Below are 19802 nucleotides of genomic sequence, written 5' to 3'. Positions count from 1 at the left end.
CTGGTAGAGGATCTTTCTATTTGTAGGGTTTCACTAGACTCTCACTATCACTAGCTCGCTTTTAAAATACAAATAGCTTTTCTGTTCTACTTATTGGTTTCTTCGATTTTATTTAAAAGTTCTTTTGCATCATCAAGCGTGGTTACTTCCGTTTTTTCTGGAACACCGATGATTTTTTCACTTGATTCAACAATGGAAACACCAGAATTATCATTTGCTTCTGCCTCTGAGTTTACTTCAGAACCATTTTCATTGTCAAGCTCTTTTGCAACAAGTTCTTTGAAAACTTCATGTCCATCTTGTACATAACTTGAAAATGGTTTTAAGATTTCATCCCACTCTGGGCTCTTGACTTGTTCCAGTTGTGATTGCAACATCAACGCCAGATTTTGATGGAAGACCCGTGTTTTCGTCTTCAAATCATTGGTTTCCGTTGCTAATTGACGCGCATTTTGTGTAGCATCATTCAAGATATCTTTTGCTCGTTGTTCTGCAGAAGTCGTTAGTTGATGTGCTTGCTTTTCAGCCGTTGCAATCATTTCATCCGCTTTATTTTGTGCAGAGGTCACGATCACTTCCGATTCCTTGCTGGCGCTTGTTTTAACTTTGTCTGCTGTGTCTTGTGCCACGATGATTGATTGATTCAATGCATCTTTCAGTTCATTGAAATATTCCAATTTTTCTTCCGCATGTTTCAATGATTTTTCCATTTCACGATTCTTTTGAACCAATTCTTCGTAGTCACGAACAATCAGGTCTAAAAAGTCATCAACTTCGTCTTGATTGTAGCCTCTCATTTTTACCGGAAAGCTCTTATTTTGGATGTCTAATGGAGATAGTGCCATAGTTTATTCCACCTTTATTCATTATTTACGTAACACACCAAGCAACAGCCGGATCTTTTCTTTTTTTGTTGTTCCTTCTAACCCTTGAATCTGTAAACGACCAAATCCTCTTACTGAAACGATATCCAGTAAATCCAGAACAAAATCTGGTCGTGCAGCCTCCGCCCAATTCACCTTTACTTTTCCTGCCTCAATTAGCTGTTTTGAACGCTGACGGGAAATATTATAGATACTGGATACAACTGTATCTAACCGCAAAGAACTGACTGTTGCCCGTTCTTCCGTCCAACCATCTTTAGGAATCAAAATATCCGTATAATTTTTTTCTTCCAAACGAACACTGACATTGCCAATTTTAGTCACCTGCAATTGGACAAAACTGCTGACCTCTGTCGCAACAAAAACCTGCCAGTTGGTGCCGTCAGAAATAATGTCACCGAAAAATTCCCGTTTGATTCCCGTTCCAACCAGAGTGCCAAGGACTTTTCCATGGCTCAAAGAGGCAAATTTTGTTGGGTAGTTGATTTCAAAAAGCGTAATCTCAAAATCACTACTCGTCGGTTCGTAATAATCAGGAAAAATCAAACAACGCTGACGTTCTGCCTGCTCATACCCACCATAAAATTGGAATTTCAAATCGGTCGACTGTCGAACCAGCGTCTCCACAATGTATGCTTGCCGCGGATCTAAAAAATCGGTCAAGTAGGGTGCGTACTGCATTTGAACCTGTTCAATCCAATCTTGAACGGCGTCAACAAAAGGGTGCTCTTCTGTGCGGAAATGTTGATAGACATTTGCATTCAAAGAAACTCCCCCTTTTTTTACATTATTCTAAACAGAATCATCGTAATTGCCCGACTTGCCAAATTCAAAACGATGACTGCAACCGCAATCGTAAAATCAATCGGTCCAACATGTAAGGGCAATCGGTCAAAAAGACTTAAATATGGTTCACAGATTTTTTTTAAAAAACGTCCGAGTGCTGACTGATACCCACCGGGAAACCACGAAAGCAATGCATAGATCACTAATAAAATCGTATAAAAATAAATTGCTTGATTAAAATAATAAAGTAATGTGCTAATAAGTGCTTCCTCCTTGTTCCACTAACTTATTGATACAAGTGGAACTGACCATTTGTAAGTTTATAGATCGAACATATTCGTGTCCATTAAACTTTGGGCAGCGCCATCGATTTCAACACCACTTGGGGTACAAAGAAAGATTTCATCCCCCACTCGTTTGATATCACCATCTTGTGCATAGACAGTTCCTGTCAAAAAATCAACGATACGACGCGCCTGTTCTTCTTCAATCAGATGAAAATTAACCAACACCGATTCGTTATTCAATACATGCTTTGCAATATTCATCGCTTCAGAATAAACTCTCGGCTCCAAAATCGTAATTTTTCCAGACTGACTTTCCCGAGACTCCGCTTTTTTTCTTAAAGAACGTTGTGTCTGCGGTTGTGTCTGGTGCAGAGAAACAACCTTTTTTTCTTCTGCAGGATGAGACTGAGATTGTGCTTGCGGTTTTGGTGTTGATACTGGTTCACTTTTAGCAACCGCCACATTTGTGTTGTTATAATAACGATTTGAAGTTGCAGCAGTTTTTGATACTGCTGGTGTCGCTTGAACGACAGTCTGTTCAGGAGCTGCATATTCTTCATACTCGTAATCTTCATCAGCCAAACCAAAAAAATTCGCTGCCTTACTAAAGATCGACATCTAATTTCCTCCTTTTACATGTCTTTTACCAATGCTGTTCCTACCCGTATAAAGGTTGCTCCTTCTTGGATAGCAACGGAATAATCATTGCTCATCCCCATACTCAATTCTGTGCAAGGGGCATAAGATAGCTGCTTTTTTTGCTCATTTTCTTGAAGTAAACGTAGTCTGCGAAAAATTTCCCGCTGCTCTTCTTGGGTGGAATCAAAAGGTGCCATCGTCATCAGTCCAACGACTTGAATTTTATCAAAGGCAGCCAATTCCGAAATAAATTCTGAAAGTTGATCAGGAGAAATCCCCTGTTTTGTACTTTCCCCAGAAATATTAACTTCAACAAAACACTTGATAACTTTTTCCCCTCGCTTTTGGATTTCTCCAGCAAGTTTCAAGCTGTCAAGGGCATGAAAATAGTCTATCTCATTTATAATCAATTTTACCTTTCTCCGCTGCAAATTACCAATGAAATGCCATATAACCTGTGGAAAATCAGTCATTTCTTGTTTTTTCTCTAAGAATTTTTCTACACGGTTTTCTGCGCAATTCAACACACCAGCTCGGAGGACGTCTTTTGTTTTCTCAACATCGATCGTCTTTGTTACAGCTACGAGGGTAACCGAATCCTCGTTTCTACCAACAAGAGCACATGAATTCTGTATCTCTTGTCGGACCTCCCGCAAGTTGTCAGAAATCATGTGCTCTGCCTCCTATCGTTTACGACGGAAAAATGGTGGTGTACTTAATTCATCGTCGTCATTTGACTTCACTTCATCACGATTGAACGTATCGAATTCTTTTTTTTCGATGTTTTCAAATTGTGTGTCATCAACTCTTGGGCGAACATTTTGTTCTTTGCGAATATCCCAATCTCCAAATGCGTTGTCTTCTTCTTGAACAGGTTTTGCTTGTTCCATGTCTAAGACAGGTTTTTGGGGAACATTATGAAGTTGACTTTGTCGGGATGACCGGTTTGACCGATTTTCCTTTTTTGTTGGATCAATTCCTGTCGCAATAACTGTTACACGAATTTCATCGCCTAGATCTTCACTGATAGAAGTACCAAGAATGATATTCACATCACCAGTTGCGGCATTTGCAACGATATCTGATGCATCTTGTGCTTCAAATAAAGTCATATCCAATCCACCGGTAATATTTAGCAGGACTTGTTCTGCACCATCGATGGATGTTTCCAACAATGGAGAAGAAATAGCTTTCTTCGTTGCTTCAATCACACGGTCTTCACCACTAGCAACACCGATTCCCATTAAAGCTGTTCCTTGATTTTCCATCACTGTTTTTACATCGGCAAAGTCAAGGTTGACATAGCCTGGTGCAGTGATTAAATCAGAAATTCCTTGAACACCTTGTCGCAAGACATTATCTGCTTCACGGAATGCTTCCAACATTGGCGTTTTCTTATCAACAACTTCCAACAAACGGTTGTTGGAAATAATCAACAATGTATCTACATTTTCTTTTAGTTTTGCAATACCTTCTGCTGCAAAGCGACCGCGTTTTGGTCCTTCAAAAGTGAATGGACGTGTAACAACACCCACAGTCAATGCGCCGATTTCCTTTGAAATCTTCGCTACGATCGGTGCGGCACCAGTACCAGTTCCGCCACCCATACCAGCAGTGATAAAAATCATATCTGCGCCGTCTAAAGCTTCACGAATTGATTCTTCACTTTCTTCTGCTGCTTTTTGTCCAACTTCCGGCTGTGAGCCAGCACCAAGACCACGGGTATATTTAGGTCCTAATTGAATGACCGTTTCAGCTTTTGAATTTTTTAAGGCTTGAACATCGGTATTTGCTGCGATAAATTCAACGCCTTTTACATTTTCTTCAATCATACGATTCACAGCATTGCCGCCGCCACCGCCGACACCGATTACTTTAATCACAGCGCCGTCATTGATGTTGTTATCAATTGAAAATTCCATAGTGTGTACTCCTCCTGAGGTTGATTAGTCGAAAATATTGGAAAAGAAGTCTTTGATTTTATCAGTTACACTTCCACCAGTTTTTTCTTCTGGTTCTTCTTCATATGTTTCTTCTGGATGGTCAAAGGTTTCATAGTTGATTTCTTGTTGAACGGCTGCTTGTTGCACCGGTTGTACTTTTTCGCCGGTTACAGCTGTTTTTGCTAATTGATAGACCTCACTAAGGTTCGCTGTATAATCAACGATACTGATGACATTGGTAAATACCGGATTACGCAAGCCCATGTGATTTGGCACATATAACTTAACATTCGTATCGAAGATTTCTTGTGCCAAGTCAACAACACCTGGTAAACTTGCTGCACCACCGGTCAAAATCACACCGCCCGGTAAACTCAAAGCATCAATTTCTTCTAAAACTTCTTTTGATTTAGCAAAAATTTGTTCCATCCGTGCTTCGATTACTTCTGAAAGGTAACGTTCATCGATTTTTACTGGTTCAGATTTCCCAATCACATCAACAGGAAATTCTTCACTAGCTGAAGTACGTTCAGGATAAGCATCCCCATAATTGATTTTTAATGCTTCTGCATTATTGAAGGATGTATTCAAAACAGTCGAGATATCTTTGGTTACATACTCGCCGCCTTCTTGGTTGACGTGCGTAAATTTCAACTGCTTGTCGTGCATGACCGAAGTCGTTGTTTGACCGCCGCCGATGTCGATTACGGTCGTACCGAAATCTTTTTCGCCGTCAGACAAAATTGTTTCGGTTAATGCAAGAGGTGTGATCACCAGTTCATTGACGACCAGACCGGCTTTTTCTGCACATTTACGAATATTGTGAAGAATCGTTTTCGGTCCTGTATATACAACACCGAACATCTCTAAACGAACGCCAATCATTCCGCGTGGATCTTTGATTCCTTCAAAGCCATCAACGGTAAATTCTTGCGGTAAAATCGTGATAATTTGTCTTTCTGGAGGTGTAGAACGGACTAAAGCGGCAGATGCCACATTACGAACATCCTCATCGGTAATTTCTTTTGATTCACTGTTAACAGCGATCATTCCTTGGCAATTTTCAACTTCTAACAGCGTTGCCGGTACACCGACACTCACACTGCGGATTTGAATACCTGCTTTTTCTTCCGCTTGTTTTACTGCACGTTGAATTGCTTGGACTGTTTTTTCAATATCGACGATGATTCCGCGATTGATTCCTTCTGATTTAGCATTCCCTACACCAATGATGTTCATTTGGTTGTCCACATATTCAGCAACTACAACTTTTACAGAAGTAGTACCAATATCAAGACCTACATACATTCCCGTCTTTGCCATGAATGGGATTCCCTCCTACTTTATTCCATATACCGCGAACAAATACTGCTCGTATTTATATACCATTTGATTAATTTATTCACTGCTACCAATTCTACCACAAAAAGCGGACATTTAGAAACCTGTTAATGAAAAAATATGTGGAAATTTTATTGATTTTTATTGATTTTCACTCTCTTGTGGCTCTGAACTCTCAGTTGTTTTTTTCTCTTCTTTCGGGTAGGCATAAGTAAAAATTCCTACCTCCATGTCCACAATGCCTTTTTCCTTCATATCTTTTGCAACCTGTGGATAATATTGCATTTGTTTTGTTAGGTTGGAAATATTTACGATCACCTGATTGCCATCGTTCATATAGAGATTCAGCAATTCATCGTTGCTTTTTGTAGGTGCATAATTAATTTGCGAAATCCCGCTGCGAATTTCTTGAGACAATTTTCTATACTTCTTTAAGACAGATAGGATTTTTTTCTCTGACGTAAAATTTTCTAAAATTGGTAAATCCTGAGTTGGTTTTTTCAGCGTTTCTTCCATCACTTGCCCATTTTCTAAAATCGGTGAGTAGGTATCTCCTTTTGCCAGAAGTGCCACCTCCTGATATTCTGTTACAGTCAAATGAAAGTGATTGATATTTTCGATTGAAAGTGACGTGCTCTTGATTCTTGGCTGTTCCGCAGTCAGTTTTTCTTCATTCTTCCCACGTTGGAAAAATTGAGTCCACAGGTTTTCTTGCAAGCGAAAATTGGTATCTTTTAAAATTTCTGCGGTAGCTACTTTGTTATTCCCCGAAACAGTAACTTTTGCCAGCTTACTCAAAGGTGAAACGTAATACAGCGTGAAAAGCAAGGGAATCGTGAAGAGTACGATTAAAAAAATCAATCGGCGATGAAGAAGCAAATCCCGCTGAGATTTTATTTTTGGTAAACGATCTGCAAATGAACCATTGGTCGGCTCTCCTTTGCTTTCTTCCATCTCGACATCGTCCGTTTTCGTTTCATCGGACGCTTCTTCTTCCACAATTTCTTCCGTCATCGTATCCGGACTACCATCAATGATTGATGGCGACCAGCTTGGTTGATCGCCTTTTTCTTTAAGATAACTCAAATTAGCTTTTTGCCACGGTGTCAACTCCGCCTCATTGATTTCTGGTTCTTTGGATTCAGATTCCTTTTTTGTCTCATCAGGAGTTTTTTTGCTAATGACGATCACCACCTTAAAAAATAAATACTTAAATCAATGTCTGTACTAAGTTGAATAGTCGTTCTGCCGCATCAGGTATACCTTGCTCCTTGGAGGCAGCCGCCATCTGTTTCCGCAACTTCTTGTCTTCCATGATTGCATCAATTGCTAAAACCAGTGATTCACCAGTCAGCTCATCGTCGCGAATCATTCTCACGGCACCATGATCAACAAGACTTTGGGCATTCTTCGTCTGATGGTCATTTGTCACATAAGGACTTGGTATTAAAATCGCCGGTAAGCCTAATGCCGTAAATTCTGCAATTGAGGTTGCTCCGGCACGTCCAATCAGCAAACTGGAATTTGCCATGACTTCAGCCATTTTATCAATATACGGCTTAACACTGACAGTTGTCAATCTATCAAGTGAAATCGTTTCATTCTTTTTAATTTCTTCAAAATACCGTTCTCCCGAGGCATACAGGACCTGGTAGTCTTTTTGGGCTAACATCGGTAACGCAGCAACCACTGCTTGATTGATTTTTAGCGCTCCCTGACTTCCTCCAAAAATCAACACGGTTTCCTTCGCCGGATCTAAATCGAATTCTTTTAAAATATCAGATTTCCCACTGTCTCTGACTTCCGTTGCTCGAGGATTTCCTACAAGCACTGTCTTATCTTTTGGAAAGAAAGCAGCAGCATCTTGAAAAGCAATTGCAATTCGATCTACATAGTGGCTTAGAAATTTATTGGTAATACCGGGAACACTGTTTTGTTCATGAACGATGGTTGGAATGTTCAGCTTCGCAGCAGCATAAACAACTGCGCCAGAAACATACCCGCCCGTGCCGATTACGATATCCGGTTTGAATTCTTTTACGATTTTTTTTGCTTGGCGAATACTTTTCATAAACAGATGAATAGTTTTAAAATTATCCAACGATAAGCTTCGCTTAAATCCTTGAATTTCCAATGTTTCAAAAGGAATATCTGTTTTAGGTAAAATTTTGTTCTCCAGACCTTTTTTCCCACCGACATATAGAAACTTTGCAGTTGGATCTTGTTTTTTGACATATTTCACCAAAGCTAACGCGGGATAGATATGTCCACCCGTACCGCCGCCAGTTACTAAAACTCTCACTCGTTTTCGCTCATTTCTATTTGTATTTTCAGCGCTTCGATTGCTGCAATAAATCGATCCCCGCGAACTTCAAAATTAGGGTATTGATCCCAACTGGCATTTGCCGGAGATAGCAAGATCGTATCACCCGGTTGGCTAATTTCATAAGCCAAAGGAACCGCAGTCTCAGCATTTTCTGTAAAGATTATCTCTGGAATTTTGGCTTTTTCTGCTGCTTCAGCCAATTTATGCTGTGTTTCGCCAAAAACTATGATAGCTTTGATTCCAGTTAATGAAGGTACGAGTTTATCAAAAGAATTGCCTCGATCCAATCCCCCGGCTAATAAAATGAGTTTTGAATGTTCAAAACCGCCAAGTGCCATTTCAGTTGCCAGAATATTCGTCGCTTTCGAATCATTAAAAAATTGTCTTTTTTCAATCACATCAACAAACTGCGTCCGATGAGGAACACCGGTAAATTGTTGCAAGGCCATTCGAATCTTTTCGGCAGAAATTCCCCATATTTTGGCTACGGCAATTGCTGCAAGTGCATTTTCAATATTGTGTTTTCCTGGTACACCCAGTCTGTCAGCTTCAATAATCGGTTCTCCTTTGAAATATAAGATACCCTCTTGTAAATAAGCACCTTCGACTTTTTCTACTGTTGAAAAAGGAACAATGGTTGCTTTTGTTTGATGGCTTAACTTTTGTAATTCTTCTTGATTCCAATTCAAAACAAGAAAATCATCCGCCGTCATATTTTGTTGAATGTGCCATTTTGCTTTCACATACTCACTGCGGCTGCCGTGGTAATCCAAGTGTGCTTCATAAAGATTAGTAATTACGGCTACTTTAGGGTGAAAGGTTTGAATTCCCATTAGTTGAAAACTCGAAAGCTCCATTACTAGTACATCTTCTTGTTGTGCTTTTTCTGCAACGGAGCTCGCAGGAAATCCGATATTTCCTGACAAACGTGCAACGCCAGAAGTCAGTCCGGCATTCAACGTTCGCTCAATCATAGTAGTTGTCGTCGTTTTCCCATTTGTTCCGGTGATTCCGATAATTGGGCAGTCAGCAATTTGATAGGCCAATTCCACTTCTGTGATGATTGGCATTCCTTTTTCTAACGCTTTTTTGATTAAAGGATGTGAATAAGGAATACCGGGATTTTTAACCATCAAGGAGAAATCCTCATCCAACAATTCAATTGGATGCTGACCAGTGATGACTTTGATTCCTAAAGCCAAAAGATCCTGTGCTTCGGGATTTTCATCAAAGGGCTTTCCGTCATTAACGGTGACAAGTGCGCCCAATTCATGTAACAATTTGGCCGCACTGAATCCACTCTTTGCTAATCCTAGCACAAGAACTTTTTTATTTTTATACATTGTTATTTTTTTCATTTTCTCCATCTCCTACAACACAATCACTAAAGTAACAATCGAACAAACTAACGCAATCAACCAGAAGGTAATATCGATCCGCCATTCAGACCACCCGCTCATTTCAAAATGATGATGAATGGGTGACATCTTAAAAATTCGTTTTCCCGTTAATTTAAATGATGTTACTTGTAACATCACACTTGCAGTTTCACAAACGTAAACAAGTCCTATAAGTAATAGTGTCCATTCTTGATGAAGAAGAATCGAGATTGCTGCTAATAATCCCCCTAAGGCTAATGAGCCCACATCTCCCATAAAGATTTTTGCCGGTTTATGGTTGTAAGGAAAAAAGCCCAGCAAACCGCCGATGACGCTTAAACAAATGATCAATACATCAAACTGTTTCTGTTTCCAAGCAATGATGCCATAAGTAGCAAAGGAAATAATGCCGAGAATCGAAACTAACCCATCGATGCCATCGGTCAAATTGACGGCGTTAGAAAAACCAACTAGCCAAAAAATCACGAAAATGCCATAAATCAACGAAAGATTCAAATCATAACCAAAAAGATTTAAGGTATTTCCATTACCATCCATCAGGTATACACCATAAAAAACGACTGCACCAACAATTTGACCAATCAATTTTTGTAAGGAGGTCAATCCCATATTTCGTTTCATAAAAATTTTGATGAAGTCATCTAAAAAACCCAGCAATCCATAAAGGAATAGGATAAATAACAGAATAGACAGTGCAGGTGTCAATTCCTTTTGCCACGCTCCTACCCAAAGTCCCGTAAGAATACTACTGATAAGGAAAACGACACCACCCATCGTTGGGGTTCCCGCTTTGACATTATGCCATTTTGGGCCTTCCGTTCTGATTTCTTGTCCAAATTGTTTTACTCTGAAGTAACCGATAAATAAAGGCATTATCGCAAACGTCATTGCAAAACTACTCACGATTGGCAATATCATTTTCGTCCATTCCATTTTCTTCTCTCCTCAAATCAATTATTCTGTAGGGTAAAGGTGACTTCTTCGTTGATTTTTTCATAAGGGGCAACACTTTGTTCTACACAATAGCCTTCCCCGTCAAAATTCACAGTAATATCCAGTAATTCTCCTAGTTTCAGCAAATCGGCTTTGGACCATCCGCTGGTATCCGGCATAGTGAATTCATCACCCGTCGTTTTTAGCAACAGCCGCTCTGAACTCATCAACTCAGAACCACTTGGTGTCGATTGTTCTTTTACTTTTTCACCGTTTCCGATAACGATAGGATTCAGTCCACTCTTTGTCGCATCATTTGCAGCTGTATCAACAGCAAGATTGCGATAATCAGCAACGGTGATTGTTTCAGAGTTTTCTTTGTCTGGCTGACTTTCTTCCGTTTCTTTAAAGTCCATTGCCCGTTTTAGTAACGGATTACCAATACTTGCCAATGCATCTTGTTCCCAAGTTTCCGGTACTTTCATTGTCATATATAAAATATACTCTGGTTCCTCGGAAGGAATCATCTCCACGATTGAGTAGAGATAGGAAGTTTCCCCTTCCAAATACCCACCATCTTCAGCGACCACTTGGGCAGTTCCGGTTTTAGCGGAAATATTGTATCCAGGAACCTCATAATGCCCATAGGCACTTCCGTAGTTCTCACTTTCAACAACATCTCGCATATACTCCCGCACTTTAGAAGCAGATTCTGCGGAAACAGGTTGTCCAAGTACTTCTGGTTGAGTTACCCGTTCTTTGCCGGTAGCAGGGTCAACGATTTTACTGATATATTGTGGTTTCAACATTTTTCCGTCATTAGCGATTGCAGAAAAGGCCTGCATCATTTGAAAATTCGTTACCCCAATGGCCTGACCAAAGGAACTCATTGCTTGGTCCACTACATTTGAAGTAGGCAATATTCCTACATTTTCATCCGGCAATCCAGAGTAAGTACTTTTCCCGAAACCAAACTGTTGCAGGTAACGTTGCCAACGGGTTCCCAATTTTTGTTCCAGTTTGACCATGCCAACATTACTTGACCACGAGAGCGCTTGGCGCATGGTTAGGACACCTTTTGCCCCTTGGTCATGGTCATTGATGGTTGCGTCAGCTACCTTGATTTTCCCAGAGACGAAGGTTTCATTCTCATTGAATACTCCATCATCCAATGCCGCAGCAGTCGTCATGACTTTCATGGTTGAACCTGGTTCATACCGATCCTGTACCAATAAATTGCGCCATTCAAATTCGCCGTCTTTAAATTCCGTTTCCGTTTCTGGATTAAAGGTTGGCCGTTGTGCCATGGCTAAAATTTCGCCAGTCTTGGCCTCCATCAACATTGCAGTCATATTTTCTGGTTTGTATTTTTTATTTGACGCATCCATTAACGTTTCCATATAGGTCTGCAGACGACTATCAATCGTTGTATAGATATCTTGCCCATCTTTTGCCTTAACTTCTTCTGCAACGGTTCCTGCCAAAGGGTTTTGATAGTTGTCCTTCTGATAAACAACCTTTCCATCTGTTCCACTCAACACATCATTGTAGGAAGCTTCCAGACCTAAAATTCCTTCTAAACCTTTGTCTATACCGTTTTTATCGACTTTTGACTCAGCGATACCAATAAAGTGAGAAGAGAAAACACCGTTAGGATAAATACGTGCAGGATGGTCATCGAAATACAGCCCGGTCAATTCTTGTTCTTCCAGCGTTTTTTCGATTTCTTCTTTTTTCGCTAACGTGATTCCTTTACCATTTTTTCCAAATTCCACTTGGTACCGTTCATCTTTTAGACCGTTTTCCAATTGTGACAGGGCGTATTTCTTTTCCATCCCCAATTTGTCATGGAGGATCTCAGCCAGTTTATCAAAGTTCTTTTCTTCGGCATATAACTTTTTAGAGCCGGTCATATATTTGGTGGATAGAATCGCTTTGACAGAATAGGAAGTCGCATCTTCCGCAATCGCAATCCCATTCCGATCATAAATCGTTCCACGACGAGCTTTTACTACACTAGACCCTTGGTACAGGGCTTCTGTTTTTTCTTTTAGTGAGGTACCAGCGACTTGACCAACGACCACTAAATAAGTCAGTCGAGCGGCAAATAAAAAGAACAACCCAATACTCGTAGCAAATAAAATAATACCTACTTTTTTGCGATTGTTCATCGGATTTAAATTTTTATTTTTAATGTATCGTTTGATTCGTTTAAAGCTCATTTACTTCACTTTCCTTAAGTTATCATCATTGATCGTCAAGCCTTGTTTTTCGGCAACCTTTTTGATGCGTTCCGTTTTGGAAAGCTCACTTTTTTCTTGTTCCAGACGTGTCGTTTCCTCATTTTGTTGTGTCGTTTCCGCTTGGATTAACGAAACATCATGCTCAAGTTGACTGATATCCGTGCGCACATAAATAGTAAGAACTGCTAGACCAATAATTGCGGCAAAAAGGATGGCACCTATCAATTTTTCAAGTTTGCTGATCCGTTTTAATCTGCGGGCTGGAGAATGAGGAACTTCAATAATCTCTGGCCGTTCAGGAGGTGTTTGAGCGGATTTGTTTGGTTGTGGTTGTTCGATGAGTGGTTCGGTATAACCATAATCGTGGGCTTTCAATTCCGCCATCTTAACTCTCCTTCCTTCTCGCTTTCTCTGCAATACGCAATTTTGCGCTTCTTGAACGATTGTTTTCAGCCAGCTCTGCTTCCGAGGCAACCAGTGGTTTTCTCGTAATCAGTTTTAGTTCTGGTTGGTATTCATCAGGAACGACCGGTAATCCCGGTGGAAGATCCTGTGGACTGCTGTATTCTTTAAACATTGTCTTTACGATTCGATCCTCTAATGAATGGAAGGTAATCACGCTGACTCTGCCATTTTTTTTCAGTAATGCAATGGCCTGTTCCAGTGATTCCTCAATGGCACCCAATTCATCATTCACTGCAATTCGAACAGCCTGGAAAATCCGTTTTGCCGGATGTCCGCCTTTTCTTCTTGCCGGTGCCGGAATGGCTGCCTTGATTACTTCAACTAATTCACCGGTGGTTTCGATCGGTTTGTTTTTGCGAACCCGTTCAATTTCCCGAGCAACTTGTTTTGAAAATTTTTCCTCGCCGTAACGATAGAAAATTTTTACTAATTCATGAAAATCATAGCCGTTGATGACATCATAGGCAGAAAAATCCGCACTCTGATCCATACGCATATCTAATGGTGCATCTTGATGGTAACTAAATCCTCGTTCGGCTTCGTCCAATTGAGGCGAAGAAACTCCTAAGTCGTACAAAACACCATCCACTTGACGGACACCCAACTGGGCAAGTTCGTCTTGTAAAAAGCGAAAATTACTTTTGATAAAGGTCACTTGTCCCTTTTCAACATAAGGTGCCAAGCGTTGTTTCGCATGGTCGATTGCTTTTTGATCTTGATCGAAAGCATAGAGATGTCCTTTTGCTCCTAATTGGCTCAACAGATATTCACTATGACCTGCGCCGCCTAATGTGCAGTCAACATATACACCATCAGGATGAATTGCTAATCCATCGACAGTTTCTTTTAGCATTACCGTATAATGTTGAAATTCTGCAGTCATTTGTTTGCCTCTTCCTATAGCCTATAGCCCAAAATCAATCATTGTTTCAGCGATTTCATCAAAGTTTTCCTCTGCTTCAATCGAGAATTCATTCCAGCGTTGTTCATCCCAAATTTCAATTCGATTTGCTACACCGGTAATCACGCAATTCTTTGTCAAATCTGCATGCTTTCTTAATGTCGCCGGGATATTAATCCGACCTTGTTTATCAATTTCACATTCTGTCGCTGCAGAATAAAAGAAACGGACAAAGGTACGGGCATCTTTTTTTGCTAGGGGCATTTCATTTAATTTTTTTTCTAAATTGTTCCATTCAGGTAAAGGGTAACCAAATAAACAACCGTCTAATCCTCGTGTCACCACAAACTTTTCGCCAAGTTTTTCACGTAGTTTGGATGGTACGATTAGTCGGCCTTTTGCATCGATCGTATGTTGGAATTCTCCCATAAACATCGACAAATATCCCCCAATCTCCACCTGATATTCATAGTCTACCACAATCCCCCACATTCCACCACCTTTTCTATGAAATGTCATGAGAAGTTTTTTGACTATTTTTTACCAAAGATTTTGAAAAGATTGGAGCCCTTTTGTCGCGTTCTTTAAAAGTCTTTTTATAAATAATGCAGCAGATTCAGGACGATCAAAACAACATATACGATAATCGAAAGCAGAAATACTAAGCGCCAAAACATTTTCCCATAGCGGGCATATAAAATCTCACCATAGTAATACGCTTGAAAAACCGCCACGATAATTCCCGTAAATAAAATCGAAATGAAAAAATACGGTAAAAAGGAAGTTTCAAAGGTATTTTGTGATAATTGATGCAAGCCCAACCACAAAAAAGGCACACTAATATCAGGTGCTTTGATTTTTAACCGCTTTTGTAACGAAAAAGTGGTGACTAAAAAATTGGCTGCGAACAGCACGATAATCGGAAATAGATACCAAAACACTAAAACTGGCGTAAAACTTTGCATAATGCAGTTCCTTTCTTTTTAACTAGAGTAACTATACTTCATTTTCTTTACATAGATGTTTCAGTTCGTTTAAAAGTTTATTCAGATATGCAGCCTTTTCTAAAAAAATCAGAGGCTTATCCGAGAAATCCTTACTCTTTTCCCTTATAATAGTAGTAACAAGGATGTGAGCAGATGATTCAATACTATACGATCACAGATAAAAAGCTGGTGCTCTGTGGAGACAAAAAAGAGGATGCCTTATGGTTGCATATCGAAAAACCGGAGATTGAGGAAATCAGTGAAATATCGAAAAAATTTCAACTACCAAGTGATTACTTGACCGCCATTTTGGATGATGCCGAGAACTCCCGTGCAGAAGGCTTGGAGCAGGAAACTTTTTTGCGACCGGTTCTTTTGTTGCTGCAATTTCCCTATGTTTCGACAAGTCCCAGCGGGTATTTGCAATTTGAGACCTTCCCCCTTTCGTTAATCATTACGCCAGACAAAAAATTGATCAGCGTATCAAATTACCACCCAACATTTTTCAGCAAACTGATCCAACAACCTTTACCCAACAATGACATGAGTGATCGGGTCAATTTAACACTAGAGATTTTGTGGCATTTAGTCTTAACCTACAATGATCATTTGCGGGCAATTAAAGGACAGGTGGAAAAACTAGAAGGTCAAATCCAAGTCTCCACCCAAAATAAACATCTGTATCAAATCATGGATATTCAAAAAAGCTTGGTCTTATTTGAAGCAGCGACCGAGGCGAATTTTAATACCTTAAAAGAATTGGCCCATTCCCCCGAATTCAAAAAGAATCATGCGTACCGCAACCATCTCCATGATATTTTGGTGGAAACAGAACAATCGACGACTTCTGCAAAAATCCATTTGAAGTTAGTGAATCAGATGACAGATATTTTTTCTGCGATTGTTTCAAACAATTTAAACAATGTGATGAAAATCCTGACTTCATTAACGATTGTCCTGACAATTCCAACAATTGTCGGCGGCTTTTTCGGAATGAACGTGAAATTGCCCTTTGCCTCTCGAGCGGACGCCTTTTTTCTGATATCAATTGCTACCTTAATTTTATGCTATATCACGATTTATTATTTAAGAAAAAAAGATTTGTTGTGAACACCTTTCAAAAAAATTACCTATCTCTCCATCAAAAAATGCCTATACTACGACAGTAAATGAAAGTTGCTGATTTTTCAATAACAATCAGCAAGTGGCGCATTTTTCAAGTAAATGTTTCTTTTTCAGTCACAAAATTTTATACTGCAAAAGCGATGAGAGACTCAGTCACACAGTCTCCCATCGCTTTTAGATTGTTGTTGAAAGATGATACTCCCACGTGGAACAAAAAATACACGGTATTTACTTCTATTGTATTCGTAGTAATTTCCTGTTACAGGACTACTTTTTCGAAAGTATTTTTTATGTAACTATACACTTGAGACATTTTCTGTTTACGCCAATTTTTCATTGCTCTTTTTTGATACCCTCTCTAGCAAACAGAAGATGGACACCCCCACCATCAATTGGTGTTGCTTTCTTCAATGGAAAAGCCGTATTGTGATAATCAGCCCATAATTCTACAAAGGATTTCTCATCTCTATTTCCTTCCACATAAGGAGCAACCGTCAAAGATATTTCATCAATCAAATCTTCCTTGAAAAATGCTCCGTTGATAACAGCTCCACCGCACAATACCAGCGTTTCCACACCAAATTCAGATTTCAATTTCTTCAATGCTAACTCAATATCCATCTCTTCTTCGCCAGCAAAAATATAAGGAATACCGACCTCTCTTAAATATGCAAGGTATTCTTTTTTTGCTTTCTTTGTCAAGACCTCTACTAATAGAAGCCGCTTGCCTAAATGCTCGAAATGACTTGTTCCCCAGTTGCATCTGCCTTTTCTGTCAAAACTGACAAAATAATGCTGATTAGGGTCTTTGATGATATAGTCCTCATAGTCTACTTCTGTGTCGCTATACTTTGAAAAATCTATTTCGGCACTGCCAACTATTTTTAACGTTTCTTCATTTGTCGCTCTACCAGTCGCCATTGCTGTTCCAAATTCAAAGAGTGCCTGATAATAATAGGGAAACACAGATGTTTCAACAAGCGGTTCCTTTTCAAAATTTCCGCTGATTTTCCCATCTATCGATGTTACCATGTGACAAATTACGTTGCTTCTTTCCATAAAAAAATTCTCCTTTGATTCGTTATTATATCAATCTCGTGTTAAAAAAGACAAAATCTAGTGAGCGCTATCAGTTCACAGCTTACACCATGTTTTGTCTTCATCTTCAAACGAGAGTGGTATTGAAGTAATTCTCACAATATGATAAACAGAGGTGTAGCAGAACTTTCTTCATACTAGTTATGAAGAAAGTCTCGCCTTATATTCCGTAACCGTCTTTCCCGTCCACTTCTTAAACGCACGAGAAAATGATGCTTGATCTTTATAGCCCACCAAATAAGATATTTCTTCCGTCGCAAGTTCATCCACATGAATATAATTGACGGCTAAAAGCTCTTGCACCTTCTGGACAAGTTGCGCGTAGGTGGTTCCCTGTTCTCCTAATTTTCGCTGCATGGTACGAACGCTGACTCCCAAAGATTTTGCAACTTCTTCTCGGGAAAACCAGTCACTCGGAATAGCAGAAAACAACGTCTTCTCTACAAGATTGATAAACATATTCTCCTCTGAAAGTTCTGCAAGCCGCCTTTTTAATTCCGGTTCCAAATATTCCCACATAACATTATTGTGGGTAATATAAGGCCGAACAACCTCATCCAATCGAAAGGTGACCGCATTTGTTGCAGACATCTCAGGAGTAATACCCAAATATTCCGTCAGCTCTTCACTATATGGATACGGACTTTTTACTTTCAATGGCTTTATATCTTTTCCGGTGCCGGTGCGGATTAGACTGACCAACACAAGCTGTTCATTAATGAGAGAAAAGCGGGGCATGGACGAATTTGGGAGATCAAAGCTCAAATGAATAGTTATTGTCTTTTCGTCCTCCTGTATATCGATCTCAAGAGGACAAATCAGTCGCTTATACCGAGCAAATCGGTGAAATCCCTCCAATGCATTTTTTGCACACAGAGCAACAAAAATGGGTGGCATAAAGGTTTGGATATTTTTCACTTCACTGAAGGCCAAGATTTGCTCATCTGTAATTTCACTATCCAGTTCAAACAAAAATTTACTATAATCTGTTGGAGAGAGTTCAACTTCCTCTTTCCATAGAAGATTAGGAATTTCGGCTCTCTGCAAAATATCATCCAAGGAAAGGCCGATACCTTTAACAAATTCTTGAAATTGCTTTGTAAGCGTAATCTTCATTTTATCAACCCTTCTTTAGTCTATAACGATGGATACTTCACGCCAGCCATCTTTTCACTCTGTTCCCAAAGCGAACGGGCTGTCTTTTCATCATAAGCCAATTTATGTGCTTTAGCGATCTTTCGCTTGTAGTAATATTCTCCTGGCTGCCAATCTTTTCCCGGTGTAGTAGTTGCAAGCCATACCGCTGTATCCGCTCCTTGTTCCGGTGGAATCATTGCCAATATTTTTTGTGCAAACTTATGTCGCTGTGCAAAACGATACATTCCACGCATCAAACCATTGGCTTCCTTCGCAAAACTTGTAAGAACGTTGCCCGGATAAAAGGCAACCATAGACATTCCCGTTTTACCATAACGCCTGTTAAATTCTTTGGTAAAGAGTATATTTTCTAGCTTCGCATTTCCGTAAGCACTGGAATTGCTGTACCTTTTCTCCATATTAAGGTCCTCAATGTCAAGTCGGCTGAGACCGCTATTGCCAACACTTGAGGTATTCACGATAGTTGCTTTGCTTGCAGCAAGCGTATCAAAAAGTATGTTCGTTAATAGAAAGTGTGCCAGATGATTGATTTGAAAAGTTTTTTCATATCCGTCCACCGTTACAACCCGGTCACCATAAACGCCACCAGCGTTGTTAAATAACACATCAATTTGTGGAAAATCAGTACGTAGCTTCTTGCCCAGTTCCCGCACCTCATCAAGTTTTGTAAAATCTGCGACATAATACGGTGCTTTTAGTTCTGTACCGACCGCTTTTGTTTTTTCAGGAGAGCGTCCAATGATGACAACATTGGCGCCTTTTTCTTTTAACTGGCGAGCCAATGCCTTACCGATTCCATCACTTGCCCCCGTAATAATGACTGTTTTATTTTTCATCATACAGTTTCCTCTCTTTCAATTACTATTTAAAGTTTACCAAACAACAGATACAATATGAATGATAATACGCGTCGTTATTTTAGCATTTCGTGCCATTTTGCAAATTTATTTGTGTGTCACCTTCAACTTCAGCTGCTCCTTTATTCCCATCTCAACTCTACTCAGCTTATCACTAGCTGTCCTATCATCAGGTTCAAGAAGATCTTCCCGAATGAAACAAATTTATTAAAAAAAAGAAAACTTTGTAAACTTTTTCAATTGTTACTTGAAGAAAGAGACGTTTGATTGTAAACTTTGAATAGCAATGATAAAAAAGGGTGGATCGTATGAACGAAAAAAAATCAACCAGCACGTTTTCCAAAGTTACAAAAGTCGTTATCTGGACTATGTTGATTCTAACAGTAGGTTCCGTATTTTTAACAGCCATTTTCAGCATTATGTAAAAAAA

The 19802-nt window shown here is 39.6% G+C and carries 21 protein-coding genes and 1 other annotated feature (1 of these 22 only partly in view); of the genes, 2 read left to right on the top strand and 19 right to left on the bottom strand.

Annotated features, from left to right (window positions below):
• Positions 1 to 103 (bottom strand) — a binding site (T-box leader) (it extends 116 nt beyond the left edge of the window).
• The 16 genes from FFM66_RS03865 to FFM66_RS03790 all read right to left on the bottom strand — a co-directional run bounded on the left by FFM66_RS03865 (position 87) and on the right by FFM66_RS03790 (position 15113).
• Positions 87 to 845: a DivIVA domain-containing protein gene (locus tag FFM66_RS03865; protein WP_048604889.1), complete on the bottom strand. Its 759-nt coding sequence runs from the start codon at positions 843 to 845 to the stop codon at positions 87 to 89. (Overlaps the previous feature by 17 nt.)
• Before the next feature lie 21 nt (positions 846 to 866).
• Positions 867 to 1649 (bottom strand): YlmH family RNA-binding protein, encoded by a 783-nt coding sequence (locus tag FFM66_RS03860; RefSeq protein ID WP_048604888.1) that lies wholly within the window; start codon positions 1647 to 1649, stop codon positions 867 to 869.
• A 17-nt stretch (positions 1650 to 1666) separates the two neighbouring features.
• Positions 1667 to 1930 (bottom strand): YggT family protein, encoded by a 264-nt coding sequence (locus tag FFM66_RS03855; protein WP_048604887.1) that lies wholly within the window; start codon positions 1928 to 1930, stop codon positions 1667 to 1669.
• 60 nt (positions 1931 to 1990) lie between these two features.
• Positions 1991 to 2575 carry a cell division protein SepF gene (locus FFM66_RS03850; RefSeq protein ID WP_137605032.1) on the bottom strand — a complete coding sequence of 195 codons (585 nt, stop codon included), beginning with the start codon at positions 2573 to 2575 and terminating at the stop codon, positions 1991 to 1993.
• Positions 2576 to 2589: 14 nt separating this feature from the next.
• Entirely contained in the window at positions 2590 to 3267 is a 678-nt protein-coding gene (locus FFM66_RS03845; RefSeq protein WP_137605031.1) for a YggS family pyridoxal phosphate-dependent enzyme, read from the bottom strand.
• Between the two features lie 12 nt (positions 3268 to 3279).
• The gene (ftsZ, locus tag FFM66_RS03840) at positions 3280 to 4518 is read right to left on the bottom strand and encodes a cell division protein FtsZ (RefSeq protein ID WP_048604884.1); all 1239 of its coding nucleotides are present in this window, start codon (positions 4516 to 4518) and stop codon (positions 3280 to 3282) included.
• A gap of 24 nt (positions 4519 to 4542) precedes the next feature.
• Positions 4543 to 5862, bottom strand: a complete 1320-nt coding sequence (gene ftsA / locus FFM66_RS03835) for a cell division protein FtsA (protein ID WP_048604883.1) — start codon at positions 5860 to 5862, stop codon at positions 4543 to 4545.
• 159 nt (positions 5863 to 6021) lie between these two features.
• Entirely contained in the window at positions 6022 to 6990 is a 969-nt protein-coding gene (locus tag FFM66_RS03830; RefSeq protein WP_137605051.1) for a cell division protein FtsQ/DivIB, read from the bottom strand.
• A gap of 100 nt (positions 6991 to 7090) precedes the next feature.
• Complete coding sequence (gene murG / locus FFM66_RS03825; protein WP_137605030.1) at positions 7091 to 8182, bottom strand: undecaprenyldiphospho-muramoylpentapeptide beta-N-acetylglucosaminyltransferase; 1092 nt, start codon at positions 8180 to 8182, stop codon at positions 7091 to 7093.
• Complete coding sequence (gene murD, locus FFM66_RS03820) at positions 8179 to 9564, bottom strand: UDP-N-acetylmuramoyl-L-alanine--D-glutamate ligase (protein WP_137605029.1); 1386 nt, start codon at positions 9562 to 9564, stop codon at positions 8179 to 8181. The genes murG and murD overlap by 4 nt, the downstream gene beginning before the upstream one ends.
• A gap of 12 nt (positions 9565 to 9576) precedes the next feature.
• Entirely contained in the window at positions 9577 to 10539 is a 963-nt protein-coding gene (gene mraY / locus FFM66_RS03815; protein ID WP_048604880.1) for a phospho-N-acetylmuramoyl-pentapeptide-transferase, read from the bottom strand.
• Positions 10540 to 10556: 17 nt separating this feature from the next.
• The gene (locus FFM66_RS03810; RefSeq protein WP_137605028.1) at positions 10557 to 12761 is read right to left on the bottom strand and encodes a penicillin-binding transpeptidase domain-containing protein; all 2205 of its coding nucleotides are present in this window, start codon (positions 12759 to 12761) and stop codon (positions 10557 to 10559) included.
• Positions 12762 to 13166 (bottom strand): cell division protein FtsL, encoded by a 405-nt coding sequence (ftsL, locus tag FFM66_RS03805; RefSeq protein WP_048604878.1) that lies wholly within the window; start codon positions 13164 to 13166, stop codon positions 12762 to 12764. It lies immediately after the preceding gene.
• A gap of 1 nt (position 13167) precedes the next feature.
• The gene (gene rsmH, locus FFM66_RS03800) at positions 13168 to 14130 is read right to left on the bottom strand and encodes a 16S rRNA (cytosine(1402)-N(4))-methyltransferase RsmH (protein WP_137605027.1); all 963 of its coding nucleotides are present in this window, start codon (positions 14128 to 14130) and stop codon (positions 13168 to 13170) included.
• A 21-nt stretch (positions 14131 to 14151) separates the two neighbouring features.
• Positions 14152 to 14583, bottom strand: coding sequence for a division/cell wall cluster transcriptional repressor MraZ (mraZ, locus tag FFM66_RS03795; RefSeq protein ID WP_048605333.1), 432 nt, complete (start codon positions 14581 to 14583; stop codon positions 14152 to 14154).
• A gap of 161 nt (positions 14584 to 14744) precedes the next feature.
• The gene (locus FFM66_RS03790; protein WP_048604876.1) at positions 14745 to 15113 is read right to left on the bottom strand and encodes a DUF3397 domain-containing protein; all 369 of its coding nucleotides are present in this window, start codon (positions 15111 to 15113) and stop codon (positions 14745 to 14747) included.
• A gap of 174 nt (positions 15114 to 15287) precedes the next feature.
• Between FFM66_RS03790 and FFM66_RS03785 the strand changes: the two genes are divergently transcribed.
• Positions 15288 to 16244 (top strand): magnesium transporter CorA family protein, encoded by a 957-nt coding sequence (locus FFM66_RS03785; protein WP_048604875.1) that lies wholly within the window; start codon positions 15288 to 15290, stop codon positions 16242 to 16244.
• A 348-nt stretch (positions 16245 to 16592) separates the two neighbouring features.
• On the opposite strand, the gene FFM66_RS03780 is transcribed toward FFM66_RS03785, so the two are convergent.
• The 3 genes from FFM66_RS03780 to FFM66_RS03770 all read right to left on the bottom strand — a co-directional run bounded on the left by FFM66_RS03780 (position 16593) and on the right by FFM66_RS03770 (position 19354).
• Entirely contained in the window at positions 16593 to 17318 is a 726-nt protein-coding gene (locus FFM66_RS03780) for a dihydrofolate reductase family protein (RefSeq protein WP_137605026.1), read from the bottom strand.
• Positions 17319 to 17498: 180 nt separating this feature from the next.
• Positions 17499 to 18473 carry an AraC family transcriptional regulator gene (locus FFM66_RS03775; RefSeq protein WP_137605025.1) on the bottom strand — a complete coding sequence of 325 codons (975 nt, stop codon included), beginning with the start codon at positions 18471 to 18473 and terminating at the stop codon, positions 17499 to 17501.
• A gap of 20 nt (positions 18474 to 18493) precedes the next feature.
• Entirely contained in the window at positions 18494 to 19354 is an 861-nt protein-coding gene (locus tag FFM66_RS03770) for an SDR family NAD(P)-dependent oxidoreductase (protein ID WP_202621261.1), read from the bottom strand.
• Between the two features lie 326 nt (positions 19355 to 19680).
• Here FFM66_RS03770 and FFM66_RS03765 point away from each other — a divergent pair, with 326 nt between their 5' ends.
• The gene (locus FFM66_RS03765) at positions 19681 to 19797 is read left to right on the top strand and encodes a DUF4044 domain-containing protein (protein WP_069959644.1); all 117 of its coding nucleotides are present in this window, start codon (positions 19681 to 19683) and stop codon (positions 19795 to 19797) included.
• Positions 19798 to 19802: the final 5 nt, after the last annotated feature.

The organism is Enterococcus songbeiensis (assembly GCF_005405265.1).
In the GTDB taxonomy this organism is placed as follows: Bacteria; Bacillota; Bacilli; order Lactobacillales; family Enterococcaceae; genus Enterococcus_C; species Enterococcus_C songbeiensis.
Note: the sequence above shows the minus strand (reverse complement) of the source record. Positions and strands in the feature narration are given on the sequence as shown.

Excerpts from the sequence above, each read along its gene's own strand:
- FFM66_RS03785 (WP_048604875.1), top strand. The coding sequence starts at position 15,288 with ATGATTCAATACTATACGATCACAGATAAAAAGCTGGTGCTCTGTGGA.
- ftsA (WP_048604883.1), bottom strand. The coding sequence starts at position 5,862 with ATGGCAAAGACGGGAATGTATGTAGGTCTTGATATTGGTACTACTTCT.
- ftsZ (WP_048604884.1), bottom strand. The coding sequence starts at position 4,518 with ATGGAATTTTCAATTGATAACAACATCAATGACGGCGCTGTGATTAAA.
- FFM66_RS03775 (WP_137605025.1), bottom strand. The coding sequence starts at position 18,473 with ATGAAGATTACGCTTACAAAGCAATTTCAAGAATTTGTTAAAGGTATC.
- murD (WP_137605029.1), bottom strand. The coding sequence starts at position 9,564 with ATGAAAAAAATAACAATGTATAAAAATAAAAAAGTTCTTGTGCTAGGA.
- FFM66_RS03780 (WP_137605026.1), bottom strand. The coding sequence starts at position 17,318 with ATGGAAAGAAGCAACGTAATTTGTCACATGGTAACATCGATAGATGGG.
- mraZ (WP_048605333.1), bottom strand. The coding sequence starts at position 14,583 with ATGTTTATGGGAGAATTCCAACATACGATCGATGCAAAAGGCCGACTA.
- FFM66_RS03770 (WP_202621261.1), bottom strand. The coding sequence starts at position 19,354 with ATGATGAAAAATAAAACAGTCATTATTACGGGGGCAAGTGATGGAATC.
- mraY (WP_048604880.1), bottom strand. The coding sequence starts at position 10,539 with ATGGAATGGACGAAAATGATATTGCCAATCGTGAGTAGTTTTGCAATG.
- ftsL (WP_048604878.1), bottom strand. The coding sequence starts at position 13,166 with ATGGCGGAATTGAAAGCCCACGATTATGGTTATACCGAACCACTCATC.
- FFM66_RS03765 (WP_069959644.1), top strand. The coding sequence starts at position 19,681 with ATGAACGAAAAAAAATCAACCAGCACGTTTTCCAAAGTTACAAAAGTC.
- FFM66_RS03790 (WP_048604876.1), bottom strand. The coding sequence starts at position 15,113 with ATGCAAAGTTTTACGCCAGTTTTAGTGTTTTGGTATCTATTTCCGATT.
- FFM66_RS03865 (WP_048604889.1), bottom strand. The coding sequence starts at position 845 with ATGGCACTATCTCCATTAGACATCCAAAATAAGAGCTTTCCGGTAAAA.
- FFM66_RS03845 (WP_137605031.1), bottom strand. The coding sequence starts at position 3,267 with ATGATTTCTGACAACTTGCGGGAGGTCCGACAAGAGATACAGAATTCA.
- FFM66_RS03850 (WP_137605032.1), bottom strand. The coding sequence starts at position 2,575 with ATGTCGATCTTTAGTAAGGCAGCGAATTTTTTTGGTTTGGCTGATGAA.
- FFM66_RS03810 (WP_137605028.1), bottom strand. The coding sequence starts at position 12,761 with ATGAGCTTTAAACGAATCAAACGATACATTAAAAATAAAAATTTAAAT.
- rsmH (WP_137605027.1), bottom strand. The coding sequence starts at position 14,130 with ATGACTGCAGAATTTCAACATTATACGGTAATGCTAAAAGAAACTGTC.